The sequence below is a fragment of the Bacillus sp. FSL H8-0516 genome, from assembly GCF_038635285.1.
GTDB lineage: Bacteria > Bacillota > Bacilli > Bacillales > Bacillaceae > Bacillus > Bacillus safensis.
This window is the reverse complement of record NZ_CP152051.1, coordinates 3,494,883-3,507,139: the sequence shown is the minus strand read 5'-3', so window position 1 is coordinate 3,507,139 and position 12,257 is coordinate 3,494,883. Positions and strand designations below refer to the sequence as shown.

The 12,257-nt window shown below is 43.1% G+C and carries 14 protein-coding genes; 10 read left to right on the top strand and 4 right to left on the bottom strand.

The features are described 5' to 3' along the window. Window positions 1–224 precede the first annotated feature (224 nt). A complete protein-coding gene (locus MHB67_RS17845; protein ID WP_342492682.1) occupies window positions 225–650 on the top strand; it encodes a DUF5082 family protein in 426 nt (141 codons plus the stop codon). A 48-nt stretch (window positions 651–698) separates the two neighbouring features. Here MHB67_RS17845 and MHB67_RS17840 read toward each other — a convergent pair whose 3' ends face one another. Then, on the bottom strand, window positions 699–908 hold the full coding sequence (locus MHB67_RS17840; RefSeq protein WP_249366009.1) for a hypothetical protein: 210 nt from the start codon (window positions 906–908) through the stop codon (window positions 699–701). A gap of 136 nt (window positions 909–1,044) precedes the next feature. On the opposite strand from MHB67_RS17840, the gene MHB67_RS17835 reads away from it, so the two are divergent. The 7 genes from MHB67_RS17835 to MHB67_RS17805 all read left to right on the top strand — a co-directional run bounded on the left by MHB67_RS17835 (window position 1,045) and on the right by MHB67_RS17805 (window position 8,149). Continuing rightward, on the top strand, window positions 1,045–3,003 hold the full coding sequence (locus tag MHB67_RS17835) for a BglG family transcription antiterminator (protein WP_342492681.1): 1,959 nt from the start codon (window positions 1,045–1,047) through the stop codon (window positions 3,001–3,003). Window positions 3,004–3,092: 89 nt separating this feature from the next. Next, window positions 3,093–4,403, top strand: a complete 1,311-nt coding sequence (locus tag MHB67_RS17830) for a PTS transporter subunit EIIC (protein WP_024423901.1) — start codon at window positions 3,093–3,095, stop codon at window positions 4,401–4,403. A 30-nt stretch (window positions 4,404–4,433) separates the two neighbouring features. Then, window positions 4,434–5,867, top strand: a complete 1,434-nt coding sequence (locus MHB67_RS17825; RefSeq protein WP_133744383.1) for a glycoside hydrolase family 1 protein — start codon at window positions 4,434–4,436, stop codon at window positions 5,865–5,867. Window positions 5,868–5,879: 12 nt separating this feature from the next. Next, a complete protein-coding gene (locus tag MHB67_RS17820; RefSeq protein WP_133744384.1) occupies window positions 5,880–6,203 on the top strand; it encodes a PTS sugar transporter subunit IIB in 324 nt (107 codons plus the stop codon). 19 nt (window positions 6,204–6,222) lie between these two features. Continuing rightward, window positions 6,223–6,552, top strand: a complete 330-nt coding sequence (locus MHB67_RS17815; RefSeq protein WP_024423898.1) for a PTS lactose/cellobiose transporter subunit IIA — start codon at window positions 6,223–6,225, stop codon at window positions 6,550–6,552. A gap of 65 nt (window positions 6,553–6,617) precedes the next feature. Further along, window positions 6,618–7,466 (top strand): polysaccharide deacetylase family protein, encoded by an 849-nt coding sequence (locus MHB67_RS17810; RefSeq protein WP_133744385.1) that lies wholly within the window; start codon window positions 6,618–6,620, stop codon window positions 7,464–7,466. 314 nt (window positions 7,467–7,780) lie between these two features. Further along, window positions 7,781–8,149: a VOC family protein gene (locus tag MHB67_RS17805; RefSeq protein WP_024423896.1), complete on the top strand. Its 369-nt coding sequence runs from the start codon at window positions 7,781–7,783 to the stop codon at window positions 8,147–8,149. Window positions 8,150–8,193: 44 nt separating this feature from the next. On the opposite strand, the gene ribD is transcribed toward MHB67_RS17805, so the two are convergent. From ribD to MHB67_RS17790, 3 genes are read right to left on the bottom strand one after another with little or no spacing between them, the layout of a single operon-like run. Further along, window positions 8,194–9,285 carry a bifunctional diaminohydroxyphosphoribosylaminopyrimidine deaminase/5-amino-6-(5-phosphoribosylamino)uracil reductase RibD gene (ribD, locus tag MHB67_RS17800; RefSeq protein WP_133744387.1) on the bottom strand — a complete coding sequence of 364 codons (1,092 nt, stop codon included), beginning with the start codon at window positions 9,283–9,285 and terminating at the stop codon, window positions 8,194–8,196. Further along, on the bottom strand, window positions 9,272–10,033 hold the full coding sequence (locus MHB67_RS17795) for a GTP cyclohydrolase II (protein ID WP_024427515.1): 762 nt from the start codon (window positions 10,031–10,033) through the stop codon (window positions 9,272–9,274). The genes ribD and MHB67_RS17795 overlap by 14 nt, the downstream gene beginning before the upstream one ends. 16 nt (window positions 10,034–10,049) lie before the next feature. Beyond that, window positions 10,050–10,904: a VOC family protein gene (locus MHB67_RS17790; RefSeq protein ID WP_206534219.1), complete on the bottom strand. Its 855-nt coding sequence runs from the start codon at window positions 10,902–10,904 to the stop codon at window positions 10,050–10,052. Between the two features lie 177 nt (window positions 10,905–11,081). Here MHB67_RS17790 and MHB67_RS17785 point away from each other — a divergent pair, with 177 nt between their 5' ends. Next, window positions 11,082–11,414: a helix-turn-helix domain-containing protein gene (locus MHB67_RS17785; RefSeq protein ID WP_025093788.1), complete on the top strand. Its 333-nt coding sequence runs from the start codon at window positions 11,082–11,084 to the stop codon at window positions 11,412–11,414. A gap of 369 nt (window positions 11,415–11,783) precedes the next feature. Next, entirely contained in the window at window positions 11,784–12,242 is a 459-nt protein-coding gene (locus MHB67_RS17780) for an NEAT domain-containing protein (protein WP_044334343.1), read from the top strand. Window positions 12,243–12,257: the final 15 nt, after the last annotated feature.

Here is a 12,257-nt window from a genome sequence, read left to right as displayed (position 1 = left end):
ATATAAAATTCAGGGTGTAAGACCTTGTATTATTCCGTTTTTCTTCCAAACGCGTCGCTAAAAGGACACCTTTTCCCTATTTAAGCCTGAGGCTTTTCGCCTTATACTATACTTAATGAAAGCAGAACGATAGAAATGTCAGGATTGGAAAAATCAAGTGAGTCGATGGTTTCCAAAGGCGCTCACGCCGTGCTTTCGTATGAGGTCAGATAGAGGTGGAGGACATGAGTTTATCCGAGATGCTGCACCATCTGCATATGGGAATTGAGAACAAACGTGCAGAATTTGACGAAATGATCTCTCGGTTAAAGACAGCCAAAAGTAATATTCGAACAGAACAAGATCTTGCCCAGTCAGATATCAAAGAAATTAAGAAGCCTGCACTAGATTCGTCATGGAAAGGCGAGAGAGGAACCGACTTTCATCGCCACCGGAAAGAAGCTTACAGCGTGATGCACGACGTCGTCAACAATGAATATGAAAAATATATAACAGAGATTGATCAAAAAATCTTACACTTTGAATTGAAAAAAATGGAGCTGGCTGTTGCCAGTAATTTTGCAGGAAGAGCTCAGGACGTGATGGAAAAGGGCGAGGATTTTGCAAAGGATGTTAAACATTTGATTGAACGGGGCTGGAAAGCTCTTTAAAACCATAAACGAAACAGCCGTCTTATAAAAGGGCGGCTGTTTTTTTGTTTAGTCACATCCACCACCACCGCTGTCGCCTGAATCACTCCCACAGGAGGCATCAGAAGCGTGATGGGTATACGAATCAGTATAAGTGCTTGTCGTTGAGCTATGATGTGCAGAACGCTTAGCAGATGCACGTTTATCCTTTGATGTGAACTGGTTGGCAATGATGGCTCCTAAAAAAACGAATATGACAACAAACATAAAAGTACCCATAATGCATCCCTCCTCTAGTTTCATATTCATACGAATGAGCCATATCTAGGTTCCCGATTTGAAAGAAATACTGGGCAAAGAGTTCTATTTTCGTTTATGATGATAGGCAAAAGTAAATGCCAAGGGAGGAGAGCCCATGCTATCTCTACGTCAGGAGGAGCTTCTGAAACGATTGATGCAAGCGGAGCAGGAACTGACAAGTGAAGAAATTGCCCGTGTGATCGGAGTCACATCACGAACCATCCGCACGGATATGAAAGCGCTTAAAGTGATCTTAGAAGAACATGGTGCCGCACTGCATATTAAACGCGGGGCAGGGTATACATTGAGCGTTGAAGATTATGGAGCATTTCGTACATTTTTGAAAACCTCACTGAGAGAAAGGAATGAGAAAAAGGAACCTTCTATTCCCAATCAGCCTGAGGACCGTTTGGCTTATCTATTAAAAAGGCTGCTTCTGTCAGAAGACTATATCAAATTAGAGGGATTGGCAGAGGAATTATTTGTGAGTGAATCTACAGTGAAAAATGATTTGAAAGCTGTCAGGCACTTGTTTTCATTGCATGGACTTTCTATATCGCATCGGCCTAAATATGGCCTTCGTCTGACAGGCGATGAAATGAAATTAAGATATTGTATGGCAGAGCATGTGTTTCAGCAGGAGCATGCGAATGCTGCATTGTTACCTGAAGAAACGTATCAATTGATTCAGGACATCGTGCGTTCACGTACAAAAGCTACCGGACTTCATCTATCAGAAATCGGTTTAAGTAATTTAGTGACCCACATTGCCATCGCATGCAAACGAATTGAAGAAAAAAAGCTGGTCAAGATGCCAGAAGCGGAATTGAGAGAAATTCAAGTGCAGCCAGTTTTTCAGGTAGCTCAACAAATGGCAGAAGATATTCGCCGCGTATTAGCGATTGATTTTCCGTTATCTGAAATGGCGTACATTGCGATTCACTTAATGGGAGCAAAGATGATGGCATATGGAGAGGCTGGCCATACGCTATTTCATCTGCTGGACGAAGACCATTTTCGTTTCACTCACCAATTGCTTGCTTATGTAGAAGAGCACATGTCACTTGATATTCAGTTTGATAAGGAGCTGATCGTTGGTTTAAGTCTTCATTTGCGTTCTGCTATTCATCGCTTTAGATACGATATGAACATCCGAAATCCTTATTTACCAGACATTAAAAGGCATTATCCCATTGCGTTTGAGGCGGGTGTTTATATGGGCAGATGGCTGAAGGAAAAAGAGGGTGTTGAAATTCCTGAGGATGAAATCGGATATTTGGCGCTTCATATTGGGGCTGCAATCGAGCGGACAAAATCACAGCATGTAAGAAAGACATGTCTTATTGTGTGTGCGACGGGTGTCGCCAGCAGCCAGCTTCTTCTTTATAAACTCACGGCAGCTTTTAACGGAAGGCTGGAGATCGCTGGAACTGCAAGTGTCGGGGAACTTCCTTTGTATGATTTAAGAAGCATTGATTTTATTATTAGTACCATTCCGCTTCAAAATACATTGCCGGTGCCAGTCATTGATGTACATACGATTCTAAGTGACGATGATATTGTGCGGCTGAAACGCTTTGTGCAGAATTCACAGGATACAGGAGTTTTGCGGTATGTGAGTCCGGCGCTGACATTTTTTCAGCAAGATCTTCAATCAAGAGAAGAGGTTCTTCAATTTTTCGTGAACGTGCTAAAGGAGCAACATCGAATCCCAGACGAGTTTGAACAATTATTGCTTGAAAGAGAGCAAGTATCACCCACATCTTTCGGTCATTTGGTTGCGATTCCTCATCCAATTAAACCGGCAACAGATGACACGTTTTGTGCGATCTGTACGTTGAAAAAACCGGTGCTGTGGGGAGAAGATCGAGTACAAGTTGTATGCTTGTTAAGCATCCAGAAGACGTATCAAAAAGAATTACAGTCGCTTTATCAATTTCTTGTGCGGCTGACAGAACGGAAGGAAGTGGTGGAACAACTCATCAAAGCTGCTTCATTTGAAGAACTGACAGCTGCGCTTCAAGTATTGGAGCATCCAAATGAAAAAACGCGGCACCCATTTCCGCATCTGTGAGGAAAAAGATTAGATGTTAATGAAAGCGCTTTTAAAATATCATCAAAAAGGAGGATGATCACGAGTTTTTGCAAAGGGGGAGACGGATCATGAGCTTCAAGGAGAAAGCGGCAGATGTCATGGGGCATGTGGCTTATCGCATCACCAACCAGAAATATATTATGGCGATTAAACAGGCATTTGTCACACTGATGCCGATCATCATTACAGGAGCTTTTGCTGTACTGGTGGCGAATATGATCATGAGCCCGGAGACAGGGCTTGCTCATTTTGAGATATTCAGGTTTTTAGCAGAGCTTCAGCCTATTATGAAGGCAATCAATTATGCCACGCTGAACTTTTTAACCATTGGGGCTGTTTTCCTCATTGGGATTGAGCTTGGGAAAATCAACGGTCACAAGTCTCTGTTCCCAGGATTGATGGCATTGATTTCATTTATATCTGTTATTCCAACGACACTTCTTCTTGAAGTCGATGGATCGATGCGTGAGGTTGTTGACGTGTTGGCAAGACAATTTTCTGATCCAAAAAGCTTATTTTTAGGGATGATCATTGCGATCGTATCTGTGGAGATTTTTTGTAAGCTGACCGAGGTGAAATGGCTGCAAATCAAGATGCCGGATTCGGTTCCGTCGAATGTGGCAACATCATTTTCGTCACTTTTCCCATCGATCATTACAATTACAATCATTAGTTCATTCGGCTTTGCATTTCATCGTGTGACAGGCATTTATTTGCATGAAGCAGTGTATAACGTGGTGCAGCGTCCGTTAGAAAGTGTTGTACAGGGGCTGCCTGGGATTTTAACGTTGATGTTTGTGGCGCAATTTTTCTGGGTGATCGGCATCCATGGCAACCAGATGATTAAGCCGATCCGGGAGCCGCTCTTATTAGGATCGATTGCAGTGAATATGACAGCATTTCAAGAGGGAAAAGAGATACCGAATATCATCACGATGCCGTTTTGGGATGTGTATATGAGCATCGGTGGTTCAGGTGTGACCATTGGTCTTTTGGTTGCGATTTTTATTGCTGGGAGAAGGGAAGAGATGCGAAGTATTGCCAAGCTCTCATCAGGACCCGGACTGTTCAACATCAATGAACCCGTTATTTTTGGATTACCTGTGATGCTAAACCCTGTGATGGCGATTCCATTTATCGTCACACCGCTTGTGACAGGTACGATTGGTTATATTGCGACGGCTACAGGATTCGCTGGAAAAGCGGTCGTGATGGTACCATGGACGACACCGCCGCTTGTAAATGCATGGCTGTCCACCGCTGGCAGTATGGGCGCTGTCATTACACAGCTTATCTGTATTGTGGTTGCTGTTTTCATCTATTTACCGTTTGTTCTCTTGTCTAACCGCAAGCCAGAAGCAGCACCAGATTCAGAATAAACATTCAGACGAAAAAAGGGAGGCGGCGACATGAACAGAATTGAGATTCCAAGTGATTTTATCCTAGGTGCTGCGGCTTCTGCTTGGCAGACCGAGGGATGGAAGGGAAAGCGGGCGCACCAGGACTCGTATATCGACTTATGGTATAAGGAAGGATATCACGTGTGGCACGAAGGCTATGGTCCTGCTGGTGCGACAAACTTTTACGAGCGCTACCCTGAAGATGTAGCCTTAATGAAAGAGATTGGGCTGACACATTACAGGACATCGATCAACTGGTCGAGGTTTCTCATAGATTACGAGAATGGGATAGTGGATGAGGCATATGCTCGTTACATTGATGATCTGATCAATGAATTAATCGCAGCAGGTGTAGAACCAATGTTTTGCTTAGAGCACTATGAACTTCCTGCCGTTTTGTTTGAGAAGTACGGCGGATGGTCATCAAAGCATGTTGTCGAGCTGTTTGTACTTTATGCAGAAAAGGTGTTTGAGCGCTACGGAGACCGGGTCAAGCATTGGTTTAGTTTTAATGAACCGATTGTTGTTCAGACACGTGTTTATCTAGATGCGATCCGATATCCGTTTGAGCAAAATACGAAGAAATGGATGCAGTGGAACTATCATAAAGCTCTGGCAACAGCAAAAGTGGTGAAGCTGTTTCAGGAGATGGGGTTGAAGGAATCGGCAGGAGCCAAAATCGGCGTGATTCTCAATCCAGAAGTGACGTATGCAAGATCGTCTGCCCCGCATGACCAAGAAGCGGCACGTATGTATGACTTGTTTTTTAATCGAGTGTTCTTAGATCCTTCCATCAAAGGGGAGTATCCAGAGGAACTGATCGATGTGTTGAAAAAGCATGATATTCTTTTCGATTCCACAGAGGAAGAGCTTCAGATCATCAAGAATCATACGGTGGATGTCGTTGGGCTTAACTTGTACTATCCGCATCGTGTCAAGGCACCGAGTAAGGCTTGGAACGAAGGAACACCTTTTCATCCATCCTATTATTACGATATGTTTGAGCTTCCAGGGAGAAAAATGAATCCTTTCAGAGGCTGGGAAATCTACCCGAAGATTGTCTATGATATGGGGATGAGAATAAAAGAAGAATACGGAAATATTGAGTGGTTTGTGGCAGAAAATGGCATGGGTGTCGAAAAGGAAGAACGGTTTAAAACAGAAGACGGTATCATTGATGATCAGTATCGCATTTCATTTATCAGCCAGCATTTGAAGCGGGCACTTCAAGCGAAAGCAGAAGGATCAAATTGCACAGGCTATATGCTTTGGGCATTTACAGACAATGTCTCACCGATGAATGCCTTTAAAAACCGCTACGGATTAGTCGAAATCCAGCTGGAGAATGAACGAAATCGTCAGCTGAAAGCATCTGCGTATTGGTACCAGACATTAATCAAAACAAGGGAACTGCAGGTTGAAACAGAAGTCATTTATCAATAGGAGTGATGGGATATGAAACGAATCATTCTCGCTTGTGCAGCAGGAATGTCAACGTCCATTGTGGTGTCCAAAATGAAGGCTGCCGCAGAAGCTAAAGGGCTGGATTACTATATTTATGCTATACCTGAAGGAGCCATTGCGGATGAACTAGAAGAGCATGGAGAGGATGTACTGGCGATTTTACTTGGACCGCAAGTTAGTTTTATGAAAAAAGCAGCAGAAAAAACAGCGGCACCTTATCGAATCCCTGTCGATGTCGTCAATGTGAGATTATACGGAACAGCAAACGGAGAAAAAATTCTAGAGCATGCACTGAAACTAGCAAATGAATCTTAAGTAATTGGAGGAGAAGCAGATGACGGTATTAGAGGAAATGCAGGGAGCAGCCTTTCAAATCATTGCCCATGCAGGCGAGGCAAGAAGTCATTATGTAGAAGCGATTCGTCTAGCAAGAGCTGATGATTTTGAAAAAGCGCAGCAGTTGATCGAAAAAGGGGAGGAAGCGTTTCGAAGCATCCACAACCTGCATCTGTCGCTGATTCAAAAAGAGGCGGCAGGTGAACAGCTTCCGTTTTCTTTACTGCTGATACATGCAGAAGATCAAATGCTCACAACAGAGACCATCCATCTGCTCGCCATCGAAATGATCGAAATGTGTAAAAAAATGAATACCCTGTCAAAATAGTTGTCAATGAATAACCAATTTCTGTTATAATCATTCGGTAAATAAAGAGAAAGCAGGATTGGTGAATGAAAAAAACATGTATGCTGATGACGATTGGTCTTATACTGCTGCTCATTTCGGGCTGTATGGGAATAAAGGAGCAGGCGGAAGGAAGCCAGCAAGTCGTCAAAGAGGAAAAGGGTTTATTACAAACAAAAGAGATACAGCAGAAAAAAGAAACGGCAGTGATAGAGACAAAAACCTGGATGAAGCAAAAGGAGCCGGTCGAGCTTCCGATTTTGATGTATCATAGTATCTCAAGCGGCAACTCGTTACGTGTGCCTAAGAGCGAATTTGCATCTCATATGAAATGGCTGAAGGACAATGACTATGTCACGCTGTCGCCAGAAGAGGCGTACCGCGTTTTCACAACAAATTCGATGCCAAGTAAGAAGAGTGTCCTCATTACATTTGATGATGGATATACGGATAACTATACAAAGGCATTTCCAATTTTAAAGCAGTATGGAATGAAAGCAACGATTTTCATGATTGAGCAATCCATTGGCCGTCCAAATCACTTAACGGATGAGCAAATGGATGAGATGATGGCACATGGGATATCGATTGAGAGTCATACGATTCATCATTTAGAGCTCAACCGATTATCAAAGCAGCAGCAGGAAGAGGAATTAAAAGGATCAAAGGCATTCTTCGATCAGCGATTTTCTCAGCGTACGAGAATGGTCAGCTATCCTGTCGGGCGCTATAATGAAGAGACGTTGAAGCTGGCGAAGGAAGCTGGATATCAAATGGCTGTCACCACTGAACCAGGACATGCGAAGAAGGAACAAGGCATGATGTCCTTGCACCGCGTCCGCATTTCACCGGGACTTTCACCAGAAAGCTTTGGCAGGCTGGTCGAAGGGAAGTAACGATCAATGTTTCACATGAAACATTTTACGACAAGTTTCGCCAAAATGAATCACCGCCCATACACCTTGACATGATATGTCTTGGTTTCAACTGTTATTATAAGAGAGACTTAGATGGACAGAACTTTCATGACCAGGGGAGTTCTGTTTTTTAAAATTGTCATTCAAACCCTACATCGTAAGAAACACCTCAATGAAAGACTCAAAGTATCAAGCCCGCCAATGAAGTAACAATCAAATATTGCTCAGCATCGCAAAAACTTAAGAAACCCTACATAGAAAAACCAATTGAGAAAAGAAAGGGAGAGGGGAATATGTCAAACTTTTTTGGAATCGACCATGTTCAACTAGCTGCTCCAAAAGGCAGTGAAGAGAAAGCTCGTTTGTTTTTTGGCGAAATTTTAGGGATGAAAGAAATACCTAAGCCTAGTAATCTAGCTAAACGCGGAGGTGTCTGGTTCCAATGCGGTCATCATCAGCTTCACATTGGCATTCAGGAACATTTTCAAGCTGCAAAGAAAGCTCATCCAGCTTTTCTTGTAAAGAGCCTATCGGAATTAAAAGAGGTATTATTGAAGCATCAGATTAGTATAAAAGAAGATGAGCCATTGGAGGGAGCCAATCGGTTTTATGTAGAAGATCCTTTTGGGAATCGAATTGAGTTTTTAGAGAGAAGAGACTAGAAGACAACAAGAAGGCTGTCGAGATTTTCTCGACAGCCTTCTTGTTATTGATAAACGGGATAGCCCGTCATTTTGATATCTTTTCCAAGTGGTTCCACGGTGAGTTGATCCAGTTCAATGGCATCACTCATGAGGCGTATGCCTTCGCCTCCGAAAAAGGAAGGGGAAAGTCGTCCGCCAATGAGCTTAGGCGCCATATAGATGACCAATTTATCTACAAGCTGCTGTTCTAAGAACGAGGCGTTAATCTGGCCGCCGCCTTCAATCATGAGAGAGGAGATATTTTTTTCTCCCAGCACTTGAAGCACTTCCTGCAGGGGCACCCGCGTGTCGCTGTCAGTCATGAAGACACGGACGCCAGCTGCTTCTAAGGCCGCTCGTTTTTCCTCATCGGCTTGCTTTGTTGTAAAAATCCATGTAGGTGCCATCTGATCGGTGACGATCTTTGCTGTCAGTGGTGTTGACAGCTTTGAGTCTAAGACAATTCGAATCGGATTGTTTCCATTTGGAATCCGCGCAGTTAATGAAGGGTCATCGTGAATGACGGTTTGAGCACCGACCAAAATGGCATCATTGATACTGCGGATATGGTGAGCATCATAACGGGATGTCTCAGATGTAATCCACTTGCTGTCAGACGTGGCAGAGGCGATTTTTCCATCTAAGGTAATGCCTGCTTTGAGCGTCACAAAAGGTGTTTTTTTCGTAATAAAGTGATTAAATACTTCATTCATCAGAATGGATTCCTGTTCAAGTACGCCCGTGATGACTTGTATGCCTGCGTCTTGTAATATGGCAATCCCGCGGCCAGCGACAAGCGGGTTTGGATCAAGTGCCGCCACGACAACGGTTTCGACGCCGGCTTTTACAAGTGCTTTCGCACAAGGGCCTGTACGTCCATGATGGGAGCAAGGCTCAAGGGTCACATAAATCGTGGCTCCTTTTGCCTTGTCCCCGGCCATGTTAAGTGCATGAATTTCAGCATGCGGTTCACCGGCTTTCATATGAGCGCCGACTCCTACAATTTCATTCTCTCGCACAATCACAGCCCCGACGAGCGGATTCGGAGATGTCTGACCTTTCATTGCCCGTGCATTATCAAGGGCTAGCTTCATATATCGCTCATGATGTGGCAATCGTACGCACCTCTTGCTCCGCCTTCATGTGACCTGAGCGGTTGATTTTAGTCTGCAAGTATTTTTCGTTAAATTCAGAGACATCTCCCCAAAGCGGAATGCGTCCAGAAAGTGATAAACCTGCATGGCTGATCGCATCTGTCTTTTTCGGGTTATTGGTAATGAGTCTGACCGGCTTTGTACGAAGTGTTTGAAGAACGGCAATGGCTTCTTCGTATTGACGTGTGTCATCTTCAAAACCAAGTGCTTCGTTCGCTTCTACTGTATCGTAGCCGTTTTCTTGAAGAATATAAGCCATGGCTTTACTGAAAAGACCAATGCCGCGGCCTTCATGATTGGCTAAGTAAAACAGGGCTCCCGCTCCATTGTCCTCAATCATTCGCATAGACTGCTTCAATTGGAATCCGCAGTCGCAGCGCTTGCTTCCGAAAATATCGCCAGTGTGGCAAATGGAATGCATGCGGATAAGAGCTTCGTCAGCGTGCTCAAAATCCCCATATACAAGAACGCTTGACTGCTGATGATCAGCAAGCTGGCGGGACGAGAGGCTTTCAATTAAAGCTTCATCCGACAATGGCTCTTTTCCATCATCTTTTAACCATGAATACCAGTTAAACATGACGGTTCTGCCGTCTAAATTCACTGGCAGTTTAATGGGTCCAGTGATATATATATACCCGTCTTCTTGCTGTACTCGTTTGATTTTATCTTTTAATATGGCTGTTTTAAGCTCTGTGTGTTTGTCCATATTCTGCACCTTCTTTTTAGTCTGTTTCTTCAATCTGTAAACGAACGAGAACGCCAAATGGATCAACAAATTCGCTGCTTTTTCCTGTCGTGTTGACTTGAGTGCCTGCTTTTGTCAGGCGTTCGATGACGGATTGTCTGTCTGCTTCTTCTGGGAAAACCAGTGTATAGCTTCTAATTCCTGAGAAACGTGGATCAATGGCGCCTTTTCGTCCTCGTCCCCATGCATTAAAGGCAAGGTGGTGGTGGTACACACCAGCGGCGATAAATAGGCTTGCTGGTGGAGCCATTCGGATATGAAAACCGAGCGTATGGACATAAAAGGAATCTGCTTCTTCTGGGTTGAGATGGAAATGCAAGTGTCCCATCACTGTGCCCGCAGGGAGTCCTTCCCATGTGGTATCAGCGGCTTCCTGCAGGAGTCCATCTCCATCAAGCGGTGCATTTCCGCCACCTTTCAGTTCTCCATGCTCACCTACCCAAATGTCCTGAGGACGGTCAGCATAAATTTCTACGCCAATGCCGTCAGGATCACTTAAATAAATGGCTTCACTGAAAAAGTGATCGCTTGCTCCAATTAAAGGATAGCCTTTTTTGATCACATGTGCCAGCCATGTGCCCAGGTTTTTTCTGGTAGGTAATAAAACAGCAAAATGATAAAGTCCTGGCTCATGATCAGGCTTTTCTTTGAGCTGTGCATCTTCTTTTAACAAAAGAATCGGTTCCTTTGCATTGCTGCCAAGTGTCACCGTGGAATCGGTCTTTTCTAATATAGTAAATCCTAAAATGTCTGTATAAAAAGGTAAAGAACGATCAAAGCTGGACACATGTAATTCTGTCACACCCAACCTTAGCTGCTCAATTGTCTTCAAGCTCGGTCATCTCCTTCATGATATATGCATCGGCATGTTCAAATGTTTTTGAAAATCTATAAAAAATGAATACCTTGTTACTTTTAGTAACTAAACTATATAATAGTTAGTGACTTATTTCAAGTAATTAATTATGTTATAATGAAAAAAAGAGAAAAAATCAGGAGGGAGTAAGATATGGCTCAAGTAGATGGCTGCCCAATTACAGATGCCATGGAGATTCTAGGCAAGAAGTGGGTCATTCTCATCATCAATCAGCTTCTGACAGGGCCTAAGCGTTTTTGTCAGCTTGAAAATGAAATGAACATCAGCGGAAGATTACTATCAGAAAGGCTGAAGGATTTAGAAGCTGAGGGACTTGTTGAGAAAAAAGTATATCCCGACATTCCAGTGCGGATTGAATACGAATTAACGGTGCAAGGGAAGAAAATTGAACCGATTATTCGTGAAATGTATGCTTGGTCTTTAGAGCGTAAAAACAGCAAAATGGAGGAACATGTTCCTTCTTAATCCATTTCGATCAGTGTGTCTGATCGAAATTTTTTTGTGTGATTTTCCAGAAAACTAAGACAATAGTATGAAAAATGATATTGACAATTATTTCACCCATTATATAATATCAAGGAGAAGAGGGTTCTTTTCCCTGTAATGGAATGGAGGTTATGCCATGGTATTATGAATGGGACAGATTGCCTAAAACTCTTATCAATCCATCATTTAGAAGCAGACATCTTTGACTTTAGGAAGCAAAGATTTATTTTTTCAACTCAATTGATAATGATTATCATAATCATCTATAAGTGTGTTCCAGCACTTATGAAGGTTATTTTTTTTATTGTCTATTGAGAATAATTATCAATATCATTTAGGAGGGCTCACATGAAAGTCATTCGTTCAACATCACCCGTATTATTATTCCTTAGTTTTGTTTTATTATTTGCTCTAGCTCCTGTTAGCTCAGCCTCAGCAGCTGGCTTAGCAGATGGTCAATATTCAGCGCAATATGTGGTTTGGAAGGCTGATAGCGATTCGACTTCAACAGCGAATACGTATTTCGAAAAACCAGCCAAGCTTGTCGTCAAGGATGGAAAAATCAAAGCACAAGTCACGTTAACGAATAGCTCTTGGATCACAAGCTTTAAGACGCTCGATCAAGGTGTTTACAAAGATGCGAAGGTGATTAGTACAAATACAGCTGCGAATAAGAGGACAGTAGAATTCAATGTGAACAGCCTGACTGAGGTCGTACCAGCAAAAGTGAGTGTGACTGTACCGGCTATCGGATATACAGGCAATTACGACATTCGTCTCAAGTTTGATGCGGCATCTGTTCAATAGAAAGGGAGGAAATTC

Coding starts and splice junctions, on each gene's coding strand:
- MHB67_RS17845 (WP_342492682.1), top strand. CDS start 225: ATGAGTTTATCCGAGATGCTGCACCATCTGCATATGGGAATTGAGAAC.
- MHB67_RS17840 (WP_249366009.1), bottom strand. CDS start 908: ATGGGTACTTTTATGTTTGTTGTCATATTCGTTTTTTTAGGAGCCATC.
- MHB67_RS17835 (WP_342492681.1), top strand. CDS start 1,045: ATGCTATCTCTACGTCAGGAGGAGCTTCTGAAACGATTGATGCAAGCG.
- MHB67_RS17830 (WP_024423901.1), top strand. CDS start 3,093: ATGAGCTTCAAGGAGAAAGCGGCAGATGTCATGGGGCATGTGGCTTAT.
- MHB67_RS17825 (WP_133744383.1), top strand. CDS start 4,434: ATGAACAGAATTGAGATTCCAAGTGATTTTATCCTAGGTGCTGCGGCT.
- MHB67_RS17820 (WP_133744384.1), top strand. CDS start 5,880: ATGAAACGAATCATTCTCGCTTGTGCAGCAGGAATGTCAACGTCCATT.
- MHB67_RS17815 (WP_024423898.1), top strand. CDS start 6,223: ATGACGGTATTAGAGGAAATGCAGGGAGCAGCCTTTCAAATCATTGCC.
- MHB67_RS17810 (WP_133744385.1), top strand. CDS start 6,618: ATGAAAAAAACATGTATGCTGATGACGATTGGTCTTATACTGCTGCTC.
- MHB67_RS17805 (WP_024423896.1), top strand. CDS start 7,781: ATGTCAAACTTTTTTGGAATCGACCATGTTCAACTAGCTGCTCCAAAA.
- MHB67_RS17795 (WP_024427515.1), bottom strand. CDS start 10,033: ATGGACAAACACACAGAGCTTAAAACAGCCATATTAAAAGATAAAATC.
- MHB67_RS17785 (WP_025093788.1), top strand. CDS start 11,082: ATGGCTCAAGTAGATGGCTGCCCAATTACAGATGCCATGGAGATTCTA.
- MHB67_RS17780 (WP_044334343.1), top strand. CDS start 11,784: ATGAAAGTCATTCGTTCAACATCACCCGTATTATTATTCCTTAGTTTT.